15 protein-coding genes are annotated in these 19,838 nt (G+C 68.9%); 11 read left to right on the forward strand and 4 right to left on the reverse strand.

Annotated features, from left to right (window positions below):
• The first annotated feature begins 486 nt into the window (after positions 1-486).
• The 5 genes from pglW (at position 487) to pglX (ending at position 12,391) form a co-directional block, all read left to right on the forward strand.
• Positions 487-4,893 carry a BREX system serine/threonine kinase PglW gene (gene pglW, locus AB0M67_RS24390; RefSeq protein ID WP_365748636.1) on the forward strand — a complete coding sequence of 1,469 codons (4,407 nt, stop codon included), beginning with the start codon at positions 487-489 and terminating at the stop codon, positions 4,891-4,893.
• 307 nt (positions 4,894-5,200) lie between these two features.
• Positions 5,201-5,677, forward strand: coding sequence for a hypothetical protein (locus tag AB0M67_RS24395; protein WP_365748638.1), 477 nt, complete (start codon positions 5,201-5,203; stop codon positions 5,675-5,677).
• Entirely contained in the window at positions 5,674-7,068 is a 1,395-nt protein-coding gene (locus AB0M67_RS24400) for an AAA family ATPase (RefSeq protein ID WP_365748639.1), read from the forward strand. Before AB0M67_RS24395 ends, AB0M67_RS24400 begins: the two co-directional genes overlap by 4 nt.
• Positions 7,065-8,540: a hypothetical protein gene (locus AB0M67_RS24405; protein ID WP_365748641.1), complete on the forward strand. Its 1,476-nt coding sequence runs from the start codon at positions 7,065-7,067 to the stop codon at positions 8,538-8,540. The genes AB0M67_RS24400 and AB0M67_RS24405 overlap by 4 nt, the downstream gene beginning before the upstream one ends.
• 131 nt (positions 8,541-8,671) lie before the next feature.
• Positions 8,672-12,391, forward strand: a complete 3,720-nt coding sequence (pglX, locus tag AB0M67_RS24410; RefSeq protein WP_365748643.1) for a BREX-2 system adenine-specific DNA-methyltransferase PglX — start codon at positions 8,672-8,674, stop codon at positions 12,389-12,391.
• Between the two features lie 64 nt (positions 12,392-12,455).
• Here pglX and AB0M67_RS24415 read toward each other — a convergent pair whose 3' ends face one another.
• Positions 12,456-12,662, reverse strand: a complete 207-nt coding sequence (locus AB0M67_RS24415; RefSeq protein ID WP_365748645.1) for a DUF397 domain-containing protein — start codon at positions 12,660-12,662, stop codon at positions 12,456-12,458.
• Entirely contained in the window at positions 12,659-13,498 is an 840-nt protein-coding gene (locus tag AB0M67_RS24420; RefSeq protein WP_365748647.1) for a helix-turn-helix transcriptional regulator, read from the reverse strand. Before AB0M67_RS24420 ends, AB0M67_RS24415 begins: the two co-directional genes overlap by 4 nt.
• A 211-nt stretch (positions 13,499-13,709) precedes the next feature.
• Between AB0M67_RS24420 and AB0M67_RS24425 the strand changes: the two genes are divergently transcribed.
• From AB0M67_RS24425 to AB0M67_RS24435, 3 genes are read left to right on the forward strand one after another with little or no spacing between them, the layout of a single operon-like run.
• Positions 13,710-14,414: a hypothetical protein gene (locus tag AB0M67_RS24425; protein WP_365748649.1), complete on the forward strand. Its 705-nt coding sequence runs from the start codon at positions 13,710-13,712 to the stop codon at positions 14,412-14,414.
• A gap of 56 nt (positions 14,415-14,470) precedes the next feature.
• Positions 14,471-15,112 carry a hypothetical protein gene (locus AB0M67_RS24430; RefSeq protein ID WP_365748650.1) on the forward strand — a complete coding sequence of 214 codons (642 nt, stop codon included), beginning with the start codon at positions 14,471-14,473 and terminating at the stop codon, positions 15,110-15,112.
• Between the two features lie 5 nt (positions 15,113-15,117).
• Positions 15,118-15,633: a hypothetical protein gene (locus AB0M67_RS24435; protein WP_365748652.1), complete on the forward strand. Its 516-nt coding sequence runs from the start codon at positions 15,118-15,120 to the stop codon at positions 15,631-15,633.
• A gap of 90 nt (positions 15,634-15,723) precedes the next feature.
• On the opposite strand, the gene AB0M67_RS24440 is transcribed toward AB0M67_RS24435, so the two are convergent.
• Positions 15,724-16,323, reverse strand: coding sequence for a hypothetical protein (locus AB0M67_RS24440; protein WP_365748654.1), 600 nt, complete (start codon positions 16,321-16,323; stop codon positions 15,724-15,726).
• A 282-nt stretch (positions 16,324-16,605) separates the two neighbouring features.
• Between AB0M67_RS24440 and AB0M67_RS24445 the strand changes: the two genes are divergently transcribed.
• From AB0M67_RS24445 to AB0M67_RS24455, 3 genes are all read left to right on the forward strand, one after another.
• Positions 16,606-16,824 carry a hypothetical protein gene (locus AB0M67_RS24445; protein ID WP_365748656.1) on the forward strand — a complete coding sequence of 73 codons (219 nt, stop codon included), beginning with the start codon at positions 16,606-16,608 and terminating at the stop codon, positions 16,822-16,824.
• Positions 16,817-18,043: a helix-turn-helix transcriptional regulator gene (locus AB0M67_RS24450; RefSeq protein ID WP_365748658.1), complete on the forward strand. Its 1,227-nt coding sequence runs from the start codon at positions 16,817-16,819 to the stop codon at positions 18,041-18,043. The genes AB0M67_RS24445 and AB0M67_RS24450 overlap by 8 nt, the downstream gene beginning before the upstream one ends.
• Before the next feature lie 376 nt (positions 18,044-18,419).
• The gene (locus tag AB0M67_RS24455; RefSeq protein WP_365748660.1) at positions 18,420-18,866 is read left to right on the forward strand and encodes an ATP-binding protein; all 447 of its coding nucleotides are present in this window, start codon (positions 18,420-18,422) and stop codon (positions 18,864-18,866) included.
• A 64-nt stretch (positions 18,867-18,930) separates the two neighbouring features.
• Here AB0M67_RS24455 and AB0M67_RS24460 read toward each other — a convergent pair whose 3' ends face one another.
• Positions 18,931-19,347: a hypothetical protein gene (locus tag AB0M67_RS24460; RefSeq protein ID WP_365748662.1), complete on the reverse strand. Its 417-nt coding sequence runs from the start codon at positions 19,345-19,347 to the stop codon at positions 18,931-18,933.
• Between the last annotated feature and the right edge of the window lie 491 nt (positions 19,348-19,838).

Raw genomic sequence — 19,838 nt, forward strand, 5'->3', positions numbered from 1 at the left:
ACGACGAAGTAGGGCGGTCGCCAGTCCCTGTTTCAGGCGGTCGCGAACGCGCCACCGCAGCTCAGAGCCCCTGCCGCGGAACCCGGCAGGGGCTCTGTGGCGTCATGGAGATGTTTGCGCGCGCCACCGGCACTCCGGAGAGATAGGGAAGCGGGCTCCTCGCCCCCTGGGACAGCTGACTTGGTGATTCCCTTGCCCCATTCTGGTGCGCGCAGGCGCTTTGGGCTCTGGAATGCTGGCCCCGCTTGACAGTCTTGTGCGCCACGACGGGCCTGCGCCAGGGGCCCCGGCTCCGCGCCGTACCCAGCGGTCCCCGGCAGTCCGCCGAGGCTCCTGGACTGTGCAGTCGGACGACTAGGATGCCGGTCGGGGCGCCGGGGGGATGTGCGTGGTGGGGTTCGCCGAGCCGTACGAAGGCTGACCGCGTCGAATGTGGCTTCCGCCCCTGTTCGCGTCCACGCCAATCAGACCCCAGGAGGTTTTCCGGTGACGTCAGCTCCGCGGCCGTCCGCTCCGAAGCCGGGCCCTTCAGCGCCACGTGAGCACTGGTACCAGCCACGTCGTTCCGGCTTTCGTTGGGAGCAGGAAGGGCTTGATCACGTCCGGCAGCTGATGCCGAGGGCTGAGCCGTACCGGGCGTGGGCGACGTTCCAGTTCACGGCGGACTCCGGCCGGGTCAACGAGTGTGACCTGCTGATCGCCGTGCCGGGCGGCCTGTATCTGGTGGAGCTGAAGGGGCACCCGGGGCGGGTGGTGAACCATGGGGACACGTGGCAGTTCCACGCCGACCGGGTGCGGACCCTGAAGAATCCTCTGCATCTCACCGATCTCAAGGCGAAGGAGCTCAAGGGCCGACTGGAGCGGGCTGCGCGGGCCATGAGGGAGGACCCGAGGCGCATTCCGTACATCAAGCCTGCCGTCTTCCTCCATGACGCGGACCTGGTGAGCGAGCTGGACGAGTTCCAGCGCACCGCGGTGTTCGGCCGCAATGACGGCGCGAGCGGGCTGCCGGGCATCTGGGACGGTCTGCTGGCGCTGCCGCCGGAGCGGGAGAACTGGCGGGTCACCCCGCAGGACAGCCAACTGCTCGAGACGTTGATGAAGCGCATCGGCGTCAGTCAGTCGACGGCGCATCTCCGCTTCGGGGACGGCTGGCGCCTGGACTCGCGTGCCCTGGACGCCGGGCCCGGATGGGAGGACCGGCTCGCCGTACGCGAGGACGGCCTGGTACAGGAAGGCGGCCGGGTCAGGATCTATCTGGCCGGAGAGGCCGCCTCCGGGCAGCAGCGACGCCGCGTCGACCGGGCGGCCCGCCGCGAGTACCAGGTGCTGCAGGGCATCAATCACCGCGGCATCGTGCAGGCCGTGCAGATCCACGAACATCAGGGCGGCCCGGCCATCCTGTTCCGGCACCGTGAGGCAGATCTGCGTCTGGACGCCTACCTGGACGCGTATGGTGGCCGGCTCACCCCGGCGGTCCGCCTGGATCTGGTGCGGCAACTGGCCGAGGCGGTGCGCTACGCACACAACCGGTCGCTCTACCACCGTGCTCTCTCCGCCCGTTCGGTGTACGTTTCCGCGCGGGAGGACGGCAGCGAACCGGTCCTGCGGATCGCGGACTGGCAGACCGCCGCCCGCGACTTCGAGACGTCCCTGCACCGGTCGCTCGGGGACACACCACTGGACGCCGGCCTGATCGCTGACGTCGCCCAGGTGTATCTCGCCCCGGAGACGGATCAGGAATTCGCCGACCCTGTCGATCTCGACGTCTTCGGCCTGGGAAGCCTCGCCTATCTCCTGCTGACCGGCCGCCCGCCGGCGGACCGGCGGAGCGCCTTGGTCGACCGGCTCGCGGCCGAAGGCGGACTGCATCCGTATGCGGTGGCGGACAGCGTGTCGGCGGCCCTGGACGATGTGGTCTTCCAGGCGACCGCCGCAGACCTGCAGGAGCGGCTCTCCTCACCCGACGACTTCCTGCGTCTCCTGGATGCCGCGGAGGCCGACGCCGCACCGGCCGACCAACCAGCAGGTGAGGTCGCGGATCCGCTAACCGTGCAGCCCGGTCAGCCGCTGGACGGCACCTGGACGGTCACCCGGGTGCTCGGCACCGGAGCCACCGCACGGGCACTGCTCGTGCGGCGCACGGAGGCCGAAGGAGCGGCCGACCAGGACTTTCCCCGTGTCTTCAAGGTCGCTCTGGACCATGAGAAGGGTTCGCGCCTGTTCGCCGAGGCGGAGGCGCTCAAGGAGGTGGGCGGCGGCCACATCGCCAAGTTGCTCGCGGAACCCCGTGAGGTGGCCGGCCGTACGGTCCTGGAGATCGAGTACGCAGGTGGATTCCGCTCACCGGCCGACCAGGACCCGGTCAGTCTCGGCTCCCGGCTGCGGGGTCAGGGGTCGCTGGGGTACGACCAGTTGGAGCGGTTCGGGAACGATCTCCTCGACGCGCTGGACAGTCTTGCCGCCCGTGGGGTGCGCCACCGGGACATCAAGCCGGACAATCTGGGGCTGTTCAAGCGCAGCGACGGCTCCTGGCAGCTGATGCTGTTCGACTTCTCGCTGGCGAACGCGCCCGACCAGGACGTCCACGCGGGCACCCGCGGCTATCTCGATCCCTTCCTGGGAGGCAGCCGCCGGGCTCGTTACGACGATCACGCCGAGTGGTACGCCGCAGCCGTGACGCTCCACGAGATGGCGTCCGGTGAACGCCCGGTGTGGGGGGACGGCCAGGGCGACCCGCGTACCGTCCTCGACGCGACGCTGTACGTGGCGCGTGAGCTGTTCGATCCGGCACTCAGCGACGGGCTGACGGACTTCTTCGAGCGCGCCCTGCACCGGGACGTCGAGCAGCGCTACGACAGCCTCCGCCAGATGACCGAGGCGTGGCGGCAGTTGTTCCGGACGGCGGACTCGGCCCGTCCGGCGACCACGCCGGCGACCGTGGGTGTGAACGCCGAGGACGTCGAGGATGCACGCGAACAGGCGGCAGCGGCCGCTGGCCTGACGACTCCGCTGGAAGCTGCCGGGCTGTCGCCGAGGGCCGTCTCGGTGGCCGCGGGGCTGGGCGCGGCCACGGTTGACGCACTGCTGGACATCCCGCCCCACACGATCTCCCGCGCCCGGGGCGCGGGCAATGTGATCCGTAAGGAACTCAACCGGCGCCACCGGCAGTGGACGCACGACCTTCGCAGGAAGCCCGCGCCCAAGGCGCCCGCCCCGGTTGCCGCGGACGCTCCCGAGGCGGTGCTGGAGTCGGTGGACACGCTGGCGGCCCGGCTTACTCCGGCGCAGGGCAACCGCAACACGAAGCCGCGGCCCGATGTCGTGCGTGCCACGCTTCAGCTTCCGGATGCCGCGCTGCTGGAGCCGTGGCCCGCCCAGCCGGCCATCGCCAAGGCGCTCGGCGTCAGTCAGACCACCGTCTCCAAGAACCAGCTCGCCGCGATCGAGCAGTGGGCGCTCCTGCCGTGGCTCGGCCGTATCCGCGACGAGCTGGTGACGATCCTGGCCGAGCAGGGCAGGGTCATGACGGCCGAGGAGCTGGCGGCCGAGCTGCGCGCCCGCCACGGTGCGGGGGACGCCGGCCCGGCGGAGACCTTGGCCATGGCGCTCGCCGTGGTCCGTGCGGCTGCGGAGACCGAGGCCCGCAGGCGACCCGATGACACCGGTGCCAACACAGAGGCGCCGGCCCGCCTGGCCGTGCTGCGCCGTGGCGGGCGCGTCGTCCTCGCGCTGGAGGACCAGCCGGGCGCCGATGACCCGACCCCGGTCGAGCTCGCCGAGTACGCGGCACGCCTCGGCGAGGCCGCGACGGCAGTGGCGTACCGCGACCCGCTGCCGGGACGGGCGACCGTGCTGCGTGAGCTGCGCGCGGTGAAGGCACCAGACGGCATAGTGCCGCCGGCCGACACGCGGCTGGTTGAGCTTGCCGCGGCCCTGGCCCGCGGTGTCGGATTCTCCCCGCGGCTGGAGCTCTTTCCGCTGGATCTCGATCTGCCGCGTGCGCTGCGGATCTCGCAGGCGCCTGCCGGAGTGCGGGCCCATGTCGGTATCTCCACGGCCGATCTGTTGGCACGGGTCCGTTCCCGGTTCCCCGGCCTGGCGGTCCTGGCGGACACCACCTACGTCGAGTTGGCGGAGGCTCTGACGCAGGCGGACTTCCCGCTCGAATACGTGGCGCAGCGCAAGCGTTTCCTGCCGCGCGTCCCGGAGCCGCGGGGGAGCCGTCATGAGGTGTCCGTCTCGGCGCTCACCAGCACGGGCACGCTGATCGCCGCCGCGCAGGGCGAACTTGCGAAGGGTCGGGATCCACGCCAGGTGCTTGCGGCACGGCTGGACACCGCTCGCAGGCGGGGCGGCTTCCTGGCGCTGACGTTCAAGGGCGCTGAACTCCCGGGTGTGGCCGTGAGGCTGGCCGCCCGCTACGGAGTGGTTCCGGTCTCGCTCGACGAGCTGTTCCTCACCGCCATGCGTGAACTGGCCGAGGAGCAGGGCGTGCGGTGGCCCGCACTGCTGAAGGCGGACGCGAAGTTCGCGGCGACGGGGGTCATCGGCGCGGCGCTCGCGTCCTACACCCGTCTCGCCGCGGAGCGCGTGACCGGACGCGTCACCGTGCTCGCCGAGCAGGCGGGTCCGCGCACGGTGCTCCTGGCCCATCAGACCGGTCTGGCAGCCCGCTACTGGGAGGCCGGAGGACGTGAGCTCCTCGTCGCGTTGCAGGAGGCCGCCCGGCGTCCCGCGGACGCCCCGCACGGCCTGTGGCTGCTCGTACCGGCGGAGGACGCGCACGCGACACCGGCGCTGGACGGACGCACGGTCGATGTCGTGGACCGGGCGAGTGAGTGGGCCGTACTGGACGGGCTGTCGCTGAAGGAGTTGCGGGCGGTGGCGTAGCGGTCCCGCGCCGCCCTTGCCCACGCTGCGGAGAGGGTTGCGTCTCGGGTCCCGGGCTCCGAGGCCCGAGCGGCGGTGTCCGAGCTCCGACAGGCTCTGTGCACTCCTTCGTGGGTACGCGGAAGAGGCCCCGGCCCGATCCCTGGGCTTCGGGCCCTGAGCGTCGGGCTCGGAGCTTCGATCCGGCCTGCGGACGAACCGCGCATTGAGCGCGATAACATTCCCACGTGGCAGGTATCCGCGCGCAGTTGAGGTGCGTTGACGAACCATCACCCCGCGCCTGCGCGTTCACCATATGATCCGCAGGGTGTCGAACCGTTCGGTAGAGGACCACTTCGCCAGCGCCGCAGAGCGCCACTTCCGGGATGCCGAGTACCTCCAGGACGACGGCAGGTGGCCCAATGCGGACCACCATCTCGGCTTCGCCGCTGAGTGTGCGCTCAAGAGCCTCCTGCTGCTCTTCACCGAGGCGAGCCTGGACCCCAAGCCGAACGGCAGACCGGCCAAGATGCCTTGGATACGCAAGGAGACCGGCGGGACGCAGGAGTACGGGCACCTGCCCTGGAACGAGACCGACCTGGCGGTGCTGGCACACGGTCCGCTGGGCAACCAACTGCTCGTCGCCCTGGAGGACCACCTCGACGCCTTCGGGAACTGGAGTGAGCAGGACCGCTATCTGCACTGCGAGCACATCACTGAGGTGACGGTCGCCGCGCTGTACGAGGCGACCCGCGCCATCGTCGGCCTGCACGAGTCCGCCCTGATCAACGGAAGCCTGTCATGAGCCCCCGCACCACCCCCGTCCGCTTCGACGAAGCCGGTCCGCTCGCCCTCTCCCTTGCCCGCTCCGTGGCCGACGAGGAGTTCACGGTGCTGCTGGTGAGGGACGTACGGGGACGCTTCACCCTGATCGTCGACGACCGCGAGCAGCTCGTGGATGAGAACCGGCGCGACCGCTGGCACGCAGCCCTCGTCGAGCAGCTCGCCCCCTACGTCACCGGCCGCCCGCTCACCCTCGCCTCGCAGATGATCACCGCCGACGCCCTGCTGAACTCCCCGCGCGCGACCTCCGACATGCTGCGCCCCTCCGGTGGCGCGGGCAGCGTCCGGCTCCTCGACAACACCGTGGTCGGCGAGGACTGGGCTAAGGTGTCCACACCCGGCCCCGAGGCCGACGGCTCCCGCACCCATCGCACCGCCCTGTACGGCTTCAAGGGCGGTGTGGGCCGCACGACGGCGACCGCGATGCTGGCCCGCCGACTGGCGGACGAAGGCCACATCGTGCTCGTCGTCGACCTCGACCTGGAGTCCCCGGGAGCGGGCCCGCTGCTCGCGGGACCGGACAGCCTGCCATGCAACGGAATCGTGGACCACCTCGTCGAGGCCGCCGTGGGCAACGCCGACGGGCTGGAGCTCGTGACCCGTACCGCCTACGCCCCGCGCAGCCGCAGCGGCGAACTGTGGGTGGCGCCCGCGCGCGGGCAGGGGACGGACGGAGTCCCGTACGCGTACGTCGACAAGCTCAACCGGGTCTACGCCGACCTCCCGGGCTCCTCCTTCGCCGACCGGCTGGCCGAGGCGGTCGAGGCCTGCGAGAAGGCGGTGGCGCTCGGGGACAGCGGCCTGCGCCCCGACGTGGTGCTCCTGGACAGCAGGGCCGGTATCCACGACGTGGCAGCCGTCACCATCTCCCGACTGTGCGACCTCGCGCTCCTCTTTGGCGCGGACAACGCCCAGACCTGGGCGGGCTACGGCGACCTCTTCGCGGCCTGGCAGTCCTCCGGCCGGGCGCCGGACATCCGCGAGAAGCTCCGCATGGTCGCGTCGATGGTGCCGGACACGGTGCACCACTCCATGGACGACTATCTGGACGTCTTCACGGCCCGTTCGTACGAGTGCTTCGCCGCGCTGTACGACGAAGTGGCTCCGGGAGAAGCGCTGTCGCTCTCCACGGACGACACCGCACGCATTGCGTTCGCGCCGAGCGAGAAGGATGACGCGGCCCCGCACCACCCGATCCCGATCCTCTTCGAGCCCGGCTTGGTCGGGCTGGGCGCGGGCGACGCCCGCACCTGGCAGGACCGAGCGTTCGTGAAGGCCGCGTACGGTGTTTTCCTGGACACCGCCGCCCGGCTGATCACGGCCGGCCCCGGCGACGAGGAGGGAACGCGATGACGGAGCCGCTGACCGCGCGCGAGTACCGCGACCTGCTGTCGGACGCGCTGAGGGACGCGGCCGAGGCCGACACCCGGCGGCCCACCGCGCACACCCTGTTCATGCCGGACTCGCACCGCACCGCCCTCTACGTCGACAACACCGTGGTGCAGGGCGGGCGGGGCGTCGGCAAGACCTTCTGGTACCGCTCGCTGCTCGACGGCGACCTGCGCGCCTTCGCCGCCGACGAGTACCGCATCGCACGGCTGCGCAGACTGAACGTTGCCCCTGGCCACGGCTTGGACATGAACTCCGCACGCTACCCGGGCCAGTTCATCCTGCGCTCGCTGATCGAGGCCGGGACACCTCCGTACGAGATCTGGTACGCGGTCCTGCTGGCCGCCCTGGGCCAGCCAGAGCTGCGGGCACAGCCCGACTGGAGCGACAAGGTCGCCTGGGTGCGGACGAACGCCGACGCGGCCCAGCGCACCATCGAGCAGGCGGACCAGCAGGCACACCATGAGAACACGGTCCACCTCCTCCTCTTCGACGCGCTCGAGCACCTGCACGGTGACCGGGAGCAGGCCGACCGGCTGGTCGCCGGCATCCTGCAGCTCGCCCTGCAGATGCGGTTCGGCACGCGCAACATCCGCTTCAAGGTGTTCATCCGGCCGGACATGTTCGACGGCGCGAAGCATCACTTCCCCGATGCCTCCAAGCTCTCCGGCAACGCGGCCCGGCTGGAGTGGTCACAGACGGACCTGTTCGGCCTCCTCTTCCACTGCATGGGCAACGAGAACGATGCGGAGGGGGCCTCGGCGCGCTTCCGTAGGCTCACGGGCGGCTGGGAGTCCGATGCCGATGGGCTGCGGCACGTCCCGCCGATGGCGCTCCGCAACGAGGAGCGGGCGCAGACCGAGCTGTTCGAGCAGATCGCCGACCCTTACATGGGCGCGAACTTCCGCAAGGGCAGGCCCTACACCTGGCTCCCCAACCACCTCATGGACGGCCGCCAGCAGGTCAGCCCCCGCAGCTTCCTGCACGCCCTGTCCACCGCCGCCGATGCGACCCGCTCCGAGCGCCCGTCCCACGACCGCGCCCTGCACCACGAAGCCATCCGCAAGGGTGTGCAGGCGGCCTCGGAGGTCCGGGTGTACGAGGTCAGCGAGGACACCCCGTGGGTGAAGCTGGCCATAGAGCCGCTCAGCGGCTGCCAGGTCCCCATCGAGGAAGCCACGGTGACCGGGATCTGGAAGGAGCAGGGGCTGCCCGAGGCCCTGCGCGCCGAGTCCGCCCGGTACGCGCAGAGCGACGGGCCCGAACACGTACGCACTGGCCCCCGCCACCCCGACGACCTCCCCCGCCTGATCGAGGAACTGATCGACCTGGGCGTCATGCGCCGCCGCAGCGACCTGCGCCTGGACCTGCCGGACGTGTACCGGATCGCGTTCCGGGTGGGACGGCGGGGCGGGGTGCCGATGTCGGCGGGATGACAGCTGCGGACAGCGGCTCCCGGCGGCGCTGCCCGGACTGGCAGGATGTCCGTACGCATACTCCGCGTATGCGTGCGCGTATGCCGTGAGGTCACGGCAGGCTTGCCAGGGAAATGGGAGAGGTTCCGCCGGTGTCGTCCGAGGAAGACCGTACGAGGGCCGAGTCGCTCGACCAGGCCGCCCTGCTCAAGGACCTGCAACGGCAGGTCGTGCTGCTGCAGGAGGACCTCAGGGAACGCACGGAGTCGGAGCAGGAGTACGCGACGGCCCTGCACGCCGAATACGACCGCGCCCTGTCGTCCGAGCGCACCGGCTTCCCGTACGGGACGTGGCGCGACGAACGCGTGGTGCAGATCGCGGCCGCCTGGATCCTGGCCTGCGTCTTCGTCCGCTTCAGCGAGGACAACGGCCTGATCCCCGACGCCTGGCTCTCCGGCCCCGGCGAACGCCTGGCCGAGGCACAGGACCGCCACGACGACTTCTTCCGCCGCAGTCCCGAGCTGAACGACCGCGACTGGCTGACGGAGTCCTTCGAAGCGCTGGGTGACGCGCACCCGACGGCGGCTGGCCTCTTCGACCGCCGCCACAACCCGCTGTGGGAGGTCACCCCGTCCTACGAGGCCGCCACCCGGCTGTTGGCGTTCTGGCGCGAACGCGGTGCGGACGGCGAGGTCCGCTACGACTTCTCCGACCCCGAGCTGAACACCCGCTTCCTCGGCGACCTGTACCAGGACCTCTCCGAGCACGCCCGCAAGACGTACGCCCTGCTCCAGACCCCCGTGTTCGTCGAGGAGTTCATCCTCGATCTGACACTGGACCCGGCGATCGAGGAATTCGGCCTCGACCCGGTCTGGAAGCACCGGCCGGACGGCTGGCGCGGCGAACTCACGGACGGCGAGGTACGCGGCCTGCGCTGCATCGACCCCGCGTGTGGCTCGGGTCACTTCCTGCTCGGCATGTTCGAACGCGTCCTGAAGAAGTGGCGCGAGCTGGAGCCCGGCACGGACGACTGGGTCCTGATCCGCCGCGCCCTGGAGTCGGTCCACGGCGCGGACAAGAACCCATTCGCGGCGTCGATCGCCCGCTTCCGCCTGCTGGTGGCGGCGCTGAAGGAGTGCGGCGTACGGGAGCTGCGCGGCGCGCCGGAGATGCCGATCCGCGTGGCGGTGGGGGACTCGCTGCTGCACGGGCGGGGGGCGGAGGGCGTCACGGAGTCACTGTTCGCGGAGCGGGAGACGTTCTACTACCGCACGGAGGACGCGCAGGAGCACGCCCGGGACGTGGACCTGCTGGGGCGGGGGACGTACCACGTGGTGGTGGCGAACCCGCCGTACATCACGGTGAAGGACAAGCAGGAGAACGCCAACTACAAGGCCGCGTACAGCGCTTGCTACCGCCAGTATGCGTTGTCGGTGCCGTTCGCCCAGCGGATCTTCGAGCTTGCGGTACGGGCGGGGGGCGGCGAGCGTACCGGTGGCTTCACGGGGCAGATCACCGCGAATTCCTTCATGAAGAGGGAGTTCGGGAAGAAGCTGATCGAGGAGTTCTTCCCGAAGGTGGACCTCACGCATGTGATCGACACGTCGGGGGCGTTCATCCCGGGGCACGGGACGCCGACGGTCATTCTGGCGGGGCGGAACCAGAACCAGTTGCAGGCGGACAAGGTCCGGGCCGTGCTGGGTGTCCGGGGGGAGCCGAGCCAGCCGGACGACGCGGCGCGGGGGCTGGTGTGGCAGGCGATCGTCAAGCAGGTGGGGAGGGCGGGGAGCGAGTCGGATTGGGTGTCGGTGGAGGACCTGGAGAGGCAGCGGCTTGCAGTCTTTCCATGGTCACTGTCCGGGGGCGGCGCAGGCGGCCTTTTCGAGCGAATCGAATTCGCTGCCGAACGTCGGCTCATTTCGCTCACCGATGATTTGGGGTTTGTCAGCATCACAGGTGACGACGACTCCTTCGTGGTTTCCCGCGCAACGGTCATCCGGGAGCCGGAGCTTCCCTCCCGCGCGCTGGTGTCCGGCGAGCTTGTCCGTGACTTTGGTGTCCGCTCGGAGGATGTGGTCCTGTGGCCCTACAACGCAGAATTTGAGCCAATCGATTTCGATGAAAAGCATCCGATGTACCGTCGCCTATGGCGAACGCGAGCCACTCTGAATTCTCGAAAGCGTTTCGGTATCGCGGTACAGGATATCGAGGGAATTTCGTGGATTGAATTTCGAGAGTTCTATTCTCGAAGGTTGAAACCTCCCATCTTTCTAACCTATCCGTTTGTTTCTACCCATAACAATTTCTCGCTCGTTCAAAACGAGGTGGCGTGCATTCGAACTGCGCCAGTCATCAAGTTGCCTGACGGGGCAAGCGAGGATCAGTACTTGGAGCTGCTGGGGGTGCTGAACTCCTCGGCGGCTTGTTTCTGGTTGAAGCAGGTGAGCCACGATAAGGGAAGCCAGTCCGGTACGGGTGGGTTCATGCACGATGAGTGGGAGCGATTTTTCGAGTTCACGGGGACCAAGATTCAGGAATTCCCTCTCCCAGACACGTTTCCGATCGCCCTCGGTCGAGAACTCGACGCTCTTGCGCAGAAGCTGGCCGAGCACGAACCTTCGGCCCTCCCGTCTGACGGAGGCCCTATCCGTGCTGCACTCGACGAAGCGCGCCATGCTCAAGGTCGCATCCGCGCTCGGATGATCGCGCTCCAGGAAGAGCTGGACTGGAATGTGTACGGGTCCTACCGCTTGCTCACACCGGCAGAGGTTGCGCGGACCACACTCTCCGTCGAACCAGCAGACCTGACCGATGTCGACGTGCCACAGCTCGCCCTCGGGCAACGCGCCTTCGAGATCGCGCTGGCCCGCGCAATGCGCGACGAAAAGGCCGAGACCGTCTGGTTCGACCGGCACGGGTCCACTCCGGTCACCGAAATCCCCGCCGAATGGCCCGAGGCCTACAAGAACGTCGTTCAAGCCCGACTCGACCTCATCGAGTCCCACAAGGACATCCGCCTCATCGAGCGCCCCGAGTACAAGCGCCGCTGGTCCACCGAACCCTGGGAGAAGCGCGAAGCCGCCGCTCTACGGGCCTGGCTGCTCGACGCCGCCGAGCGCAAGGACCTGTGGTTCGAGGAGCGCAACGAGTTTACTGCACCCCGCACCCTCACCGTGAGCCAGCTCGCCGACGCCCTCCGCCACGACGAGGACGTGCAGTCCGTCGCCGCCCTCTACGCCGCCGACCACCTCGGCAAGCGCGACGCATCCCTCGCGGCCGTGCTCGCCGCCGTGATCGAGCCCGAGCACGTCCCGTACCTCAGCGTGCTGCGCTACAAGGAGACCGGCCTCCGCAAGCGTGCGCAGTGGGAGCAGGTCTGGGAGCAGCAGCGCGAGGAGGACCGTGCTGGTCAGCGGCTCGACATCGCGGTCCCACCGAAGTACACGGGCGCCGACTTCCTCAAGCACTCCTACTGGTCGAACCGGGGCAAGCTCGACGTCCCCAAGGAGCGGTTCATCTCCTACCCGGACGCGTCGACCGACAACGACCAGTCTCTCCTGCTCGGTTGGGCTGGCTGGAACCAGCGTGAGCAGGCCGAGGCGCTGGCCAACCTCGTCCACGACCGTGTGGAGAAGGACGGCTGGCCGAAGGAGGACCCCCGCTTCGTGCCCCTCCTCGCCGGCCTCCAGGAGGCCATGCCCTGGGTGCACCAGTGGTACGACGAGTTCGACGCCGAGTGGGACGGCAATCCGGCCGAGGAGTTCCAGAGCGCCCTCAATCTGGGCCGCACCGAACGCCACCTCTCCGAGTCCGACCTGCGCGCCTGGCGCCCCGAGAAGAAGCGGGGCGGCCGGAAGAAGGCCGCCGAGTAGGCGCGTACACGTACATGTGGGCGGGAACGGAACCCGGACCCGCCCACATGCGCCTACAGACGCGTCAGCCGCGCGCGGCCATCCGAACGAACTGCGCCCACCCGGCGCTTCCCACGCGCAGGACGGGCCCGTCAGCCTGCTTGGAGTCGCGGATGCACACAGACGTGTGGACGGTTGCAACCTCCACGCAGTCGCCCCCCTTGCCCGCGCTGTAGCTGCTCTTGAACCAGACTCGCTTGTCTGGGTTCATCGGCGGTACTTCCTTGTTCATAGCTCTCCCAACAGCCTTTTCATGAAGGCCAGCGACTCCCTCGGCGTCAGTGCCTGGGCCCGGAGGGCGCCGTAGGTCGATTCGTACGGGCCGACCTTCTTCGGTTCCGAGTGCAGTGCACTCTCGGCCTGCACCTCTACGTATGCCATCCTGCGGTGATCGCCAATGTGGAGCAACGTGAAGGCCCCAGCCAGGCCAGCGTGTTCCTCGCGGTCGGTCGGCATGATCTGGATCTCGGTGTTCCCTTCGTGCCCGAGCAGCAGGAGCCGTTCCAACTGGCCGCGTAACACGGCCCGTCCGCCGAGCGGGCGCCGCAGCGCGGTTTCCCCGATGACGAAGCTCAGGAGCGGTGCCGGGCGTGGGGAGAAGAGTTTCTGGCGATCCATGCGCGCGGAGACGCGCTGCTCGACGGTGTCGGCATCGAGCAGCGGACGCCACATTTCGAAGACGGCTCGCGCGTATTCCTCCGTCTGCAACAGGCCCTTCACGACATGGTTCTCGTACGCGTGAAGCTGCGTGGCCTCCGCCTCAAGCTGCGCGTATCGACGGAAGAACGACGGATACCGAGCCCGCTCCACCTCCCCCTTCATCGCCATCAGCACGCCCCGCCCGCCGACCACCAGGTCCACCGCGTCCACCATCTCCGGCTTCGGGATGCGCCGCCCCTGCTCCACCGCGGCGATCTGCGCCTCGCCGTACCCGACGCGCGCACCCAACTCCGACTGCGTGAGCCCCCCGGTCTCGCGCAGCAGCTTCATCTGGCGTCCGAAGCAGCGCAGGAAACCACTGCCCGGCTCTGCGGCACTCCCGGCGGGGCCGGCAACCGCAACGTCCATGGTCCCGCACTCCTTCGATCGGCAGGCAGTGGCACGAGGCTAGGACCGTGCGAGGCGCTGACGGGACGGTTCCGCATAAACAGCTCCATGTGGGTGACCAGGCAGATCACCCGCGAACTCACCTTTGTCCGGGCCACGGTGAGACACTGGTGGCCGACTGGCATGCGCGACGAACAGGCGCGAGGGCGCGTGGCGGGGGGAGGGGGCTGCGGTGAGTCACTGGTATCAGCCGCATGAGCGGTGGCCCAGGCATCCGAAGTCGTGGTGGAGGGAGACGCTCGACCTGGCCCGGGCAGCGGGGTGGCATCTGCAGACCGTCGATGGCCATACCTGGGGCCGCATCGTGTGCGACCCGGACGCGGACAAGCCGTGCAAGGTTCTCGTCTTCAGCTCGGGTGTCGGTGGGGAGTCCGCTGCCCTCACCGCGCGCAAGACCGTCACGCGATGCGATCACCTCGCGGCAGCGGGCGCCGGCCAGATCCTCCTCAGAGCGGCAGAGCTGCTCGACCGCGCCGAAGCGATGCTGGCAGCGGCGAGCCGCTGTCTGGAGGCCGCAGACAGAAGGGCTCAGGCCGAGGAGCTGCTCCTCGGCGCTGCCACAGCGGCTGACGAGGCGGAGAAGCTTGCTCAGGCGCTGTTGCGCGAAGAAGACGGTGAGCGGTTGGTCGTGGAGGCATTTGCCGTGTTGCCGCACGGATCCGAGTTAGGATGCCCGCCCACTCCGGCGGAACTCGACGTCCTGATCGTTGACGCGTCGGTGCAGGTCGACGAGGCCCAGCAGCTTGCCGACGGCCTTCCGGCGGGAGATCCCGGTGATGGTCTCCGTGCCAGGATTGGGCAGGTCAGGGCCCGTGTGGAGGATCTGGGCGAGCGCCTCCGGCGCGGTCCGGATGCACATGGTTCTCCCTCTGCCTAACATGTTGGAGAAGTCCAACAAGCGGGTATGGTGATGTCAGGAGGAGGGGGTACTCCATGGAGACGCACATTCCACTGATCGTCCGCAACGTCGATCTCGACGACGACAGTACGGCTGAGAAGCTCGCTCTCAATCTGGCTGACTTCGCTTGGCAGGAGACTGGCGGGCAGGTGGTCGCCACGTTCTTCACCACGTCGCCCGATCCTGTGGCCGCTGCCGCGGCCGCGGCGCTCTGCATCGGACGCGTACTGCCGCAGGCGTCTGTGGAGCGCGTCGACGAGCAGTTCGTGTCGCTCGCGGACGTCGCCGTGAGGGCAGGACTGAGTCATGAAGCCGTCCGTCTGTGGGCGGCAGGGAAGAGGCGCGCCGCCGGGGCGCCGTTCCCAGCGCCTCGTGCCCAGGTGGGCCAGGGGCGTACCGCGACGAGGATCTGGGTCTGGCCCGAGATCCTCGCGTGGCTGGAGGCGCATTACTGCCTCGACCTGGAACCTGGCACGTCCTACCTCACCGCAGAGCAGGTGGCGCGTCTCAACGCCCTGCTCCAAGAGCGTCAGCAGGAGACCGGACGGGGACGCTGGCAGACCTTGTCGTCAGCCGGTGTCACGCGCACCCTTGCCGTAGTGGACGCGGCGCTGGAGGAAGACACTTCACCGCGGCCGACCGTGCGGCGCTACGCCGCTCAGGTCGGTCGCCGGTGACTTCGGTGGACACCGACGAAGCTCCGGGGACTTCGGACGACGAGCTGCGGGAACAGGTCGCAGCGTTGCACGAAAGGCTCCATCTCGCGGACGTCCGGGTGCAGCGAATGAGAGCGGAGAGCCTGAGCGAGCCGCCGTTCGACGTCCACAGCATCCAGATTCACCACAACCCCTGCGAAGTGTTCCACGAGTCGCCGCGCTTCGCCGTGCGTGTCAACCAGATCGTCGAGCTGCGCGGCTCCGACGAGCAGACTCTCGCCGAGGTGGAAGTTGTTCTGGTCATCGACTACACCCTGGACGAAGGCCCGGACCCCACCGAAGAGGCGGTCGGTGTTTACGTGGAGCACAACACCTACTTCACGGCACACCCATACCTGCGGGAAACCCTGCAGAACGCCACATTGAGGCTCGGAATGGAGCCCGTGGTACTCGGCGTTCTCAGCAGGGACCAGCCCAGACCGACCGAGGTCACGGTGGTGCGCCGCGTTTCACCCGCGCCCCCGGGGAGTGACCGCGGCTGACGACGTGTGCTGGCACGCCTACCGGCGCCGCAGCGCCCCGACACTCCTGCAGCCACTTTCTGTAGGGGGGTCACTCCTGGCAGGAGGGCACTACGAGGACGCGTGGCCCACCAGGCTGTCCGGCCACCCCGTGACGCGCCCCTGGTCGCGCAGGCGGTACAGGTCGCCCGCCAGAGCCGACTTGGCGCCGGGCGTGCTCGTGGTCCAGCCGAAGAAGCGGACCGCATCGGCCACGACCTCGCCGTAGGGGCGTCCGGGCTCGTCGTGGATGAGGCCGGCGAGGGCGGTCTGACGTTCCGCCGGTGCCACGCGTTCCACGGTGCGCTTCGTGAGGCCGGGGAACGGCCGACGGGCGTAGCGGCAGGGGCGTCCCGGCAGATCGAAGAACTCGCCGCCGACTGCGATCCGGCCGCCCTCGACCAGTTGCCCCACCGCCGCCAGGACCAGCTTCTTCCTCGGTGCCGTGAAGGACTTCAGGTGCAGCACCTCACGCGCGTGCAGGAGAAGCACCTCTTCGTGGATTGGCCCCTCCGCCGCGATCAGCTGATGGACGAACTCCACCAGCGCGGGGGCCGGTGTCCTGCCCGTCAACGGTACGGACGCACGGTCGAGGTCGAGGAAGTCCGCCGGCTGGTAGGGAACGTCCCAGTCCTTGTCGACCTCGGGGAGTCTGATCGCGTCCTCGGACATGGGCAAGTGCCTCTCTGCGCAGGGGCGTACACCCTTTGAAGGGCATACGGGTTTCCCTGAATGTTCGCAGAGTGCGGCGACCGTGGAGAGCCGACTGCGGAACGGTCGAGGCGGGCGTGGTGCACGGCTGGGCGACGCGCGGTGCCCGACCCTGCGGATCAGGCAGTCCCAGGCGCCGAGCGAGCGCCGTAGCGGTTGGACTTCCTCATAGTGCGCGTGCCGTGCACTAAGCGGCGCTATGTTGCACACACTAGGCGCCATCAGCGACGAAAGGGCCACTTCATGCCTCGCCTCGATCTCACCCAACTGACCCTCGTTGCAGCGCAGAACATCCAGACCGCCGACAAAGTCCGTCGTGACCCGGCCGTCGTCAAGGCGGCCAAGCAGTTCGCGGAGGACAGCGTCCAGACGTTTCGCTCCGGTGGAGCGCTGGCGCGGGAGCTTCAGTCCTCCTGGCACCGCTACAGCCCACTGAGCAAGGGGACCGGAACCGGTGAGTGACTTCAGCGCAGAGGCGATGGGCCTCGTGATCCGCGAGCACCGCCAGGCCCGTGGCCCTTCGATGACCCAGGAGGAGTTGGCCAAGCGGGCTGATTACGGGAAGGGTGGCGCGGTCTCGATCTCACGGATCGAGAGCGGTCTCGTCAGCCCCGGGGAACACCGTCTGGCAGCCATCGCCGTCGCGCTCCAACTCACACCTGAGCAACTCAAGGGGGAGGCGGAGGACCGAACCATGTCTCTCGCTCGCCAGCGGGGTCAGCGGCCGGTGAAGCTCCGCGACCAGGTCGCGGAGACGAAGAGACGCCACGCCGAGATCACCGAGAAGGCGGCCCAGCGATCGAAGATCACTCAGGAGTACGGGGAAGCCTTCAACCGCGTCCACGATGTCGTCCGCGACGACTTCTTCATGAGATTCGTGGAGCTGGCAGAGAGCATCAGCGGGGCGCCCGAGCCGGAGAGGCCGGGTGAGGAGGAGCCCGAGAGCACGGGCGGCGAGACCCCTGCGGCGATACGTATCGAGGCCATGTCCGCTGGGATCGCCAACGTGATCCGTGGTGCCGCCGCAGGAGGTGCGGCCGGAGTGGCAGCCGGCGGGGCCGCGGCCTACGGCGCGTTCACCGCCGCCGCGTTGTTCGGGACTGCCTCCACCGGAGCGGCTATTTCGACGCTGTCCGGGGTCGCCGCGACCAACGCGACGCTGGCCCTTCTGGGAGGGGGCACGCTGGCCGCGGGCGGGGCGGGTATGGCGGGTGGCATTCTCCTGCTCACCGGCATGGTCGCCGCCCCGGTGGCAGCGCTGGCGGCCGCCGGCTTCTACGTCGTGAAGCAGCGTCGGAACAAGAAGGAGGAACTGCGTCTGCGCACCGAGGTCGAGGCTGCGGAGGCGGCTCTGAACCAGTCGCAGAAAGGCTTCGACACGCTGGTCGACGTCTTGCCTCGCGCCACGGCCATCATGGAATACGTCGAAGTCCACGGCACCCACGCCCTCGAGAAGTGGAGGGCGAGTCTGCCGCCGGAGCCCCGGAACTGGGAAGCGCTCGGGACCGAGGGGCGAGAACGGTACAAGGAGTTCCTCACCGTGGCGGGATGCTTCCTCGCCGTGAACATCATCAACGTCCCTGCCCTCCTCACGGCAACGCCAGACGATTTGAGCGAGATGACCAAGGCCATGGATGAGACGTTGCGGTACGCGGACAAGACCATCAAGTCGAACGTCTGAGTTCCGAAGTGGTTGCCTGGTGCGGAGGCAGTTGGGGGTTGGCGCCGGGCAGCCGGGCGGCGACCCCCGTCTCGGACACCGGCGGCACCATCCGGAGGCTCTCACACCGGCCCGGGCAGGCCGCGGCGCCATCGGCACGCCGGCCTACGCCGTCGTACGCCTCCTGCTGTGCCTCACCCCACGTCCAATGCTTTGACAGCCCTCGGCGTGACGGGTCTGCTCACCGTCCTGGGCTCGTTACCCGGCGGGTCGAGGGGCAGCCCGCACTCGGCGTGCCCGTACAGCCCCGTCAGTGGCCTCCCCGACCCCGACAGGACTGGCTCGTACGGCCGTCACCCCTGGTGAGAGGGGTGCTCGGCGCGGGAGCCTTCGGAGTATGACGATCCCCGGCCTCACCGCGCCGCACCGCGGCGACCTCTTCGAGTTGCGCTTCTCCTCCACCGCACGCGGCGCCCGTCTCGCGCGGCGACTGGCCTCGCACGGCGTCCACCAGTGGGGCCACCGCTACGGCTCCGAGGTGAACGACACGGTGAGCCTGATCGCGGGCGAGCTGGCTGCGAACGCGGTCACGCACGGGCTGGTCCGCGGCCGGGATGCCCGGCTGCGGCTGGTCCGGGCGAGCGGCGGGCAGCTCCGCGTGGAGGTCAGCGACACCAGGGGAGAACGGGTGCCGTTGCTGCGCGCGGTCCTCCCCGCAGGCGACGAGGAGGCGGGGCGTGGACTGGTGCTGGTCGAGGCCCTGTGCCAGGAGTGGGGCGTGACCGGCCGCACGGGCGCACCGGGCAAGACGGTCTGGGCCGTGGTCGCCACGGCGACGGCATGAACCGGACCGACGCCGACCGGGCCGGGAGACCACGTCGCGTGCACCCGCAACGGGCGGGGCGTATTTACGCCTCGTCGTCGCTCCCGCGCACCTTGCGGAGGGCGCGGCTAGTCAGGTCCACAGCGAAGCGCACCGTTTCGGCATCCCGCAAAGGGCAGTTGACCACGTACTGGTGTCCCGGGCGCACGTCGCGAAGCTTGATGCGGACGGGGTCGACGTCGGCAACATCCTCCTGGGTGAGGCGCAGGGTGAGTCCACCGTTCGCCGGCTTCACGTAGGCCACGGCTCCGTAGCGGCGGACGCCGTCATCGCGGATCATCAGGTAGTCCGTGAGCCCGTCCTTCGTCCGGGAGGACGTGCCCGTGACGATCTCGACGGAGCCGAGGGCACGGACGCGCTTGAGGTAGTCCAGAACTCGGGCGTTGGCGTCGGCGCTGCGCCCCCGCTTCTCGACGAACGCGGTCACCTCTGCCGCGCTCATGGCGTTACCTGAGACCACAGGGTCAGGGGTCTCATTGTCTGCCCTATCGCTCTCAGTGAGTTGCAGGAACTCCGCGATCTCCGCGGGGGTTCCAGTCAGAACCTGAACTCGCATAGTGGTCCCCTCCGTTGCACCCCTGATGGGTGGGTGCACCCACTCTACGGCTACTCCTGCCAGCGTGTGCCAGTTTTCGCGTGAATGGATTTACTCACACGTGAGCGTGTGTCAGCCGGGAGTTTCGACGCTCCCGACTGGCCAGCGTCCGGTCAAGCTCTCGGCTGTCCACGACAGAGACTGCGACCCGTTCTTCCCTGGTCATGCAGTCACCAGGAAGGAACGACCGCTCGTTCCCACAGAAGCTGTTCCTTGCGCGGGCTGAGCTCGGCGTCGAGAGCGATCTCCTCCACTCTCGTAAGGACTCCGCTGACGCGTGCACGAGCGTCAAGGCCGATGAGGCGGGCGGGCCTGAGTGGCGTAGCGAGGTAGACCGC

The sequence above is a fragment of the Streptomyces sp. NPDC051662 genome (genome assembly GCF_040681655.1).
Classification (GTDB): Bacteria; Actinomycetota; Actinomycetes; order Streptomycetales; family Streptomycetaceae; genus Streptomyces.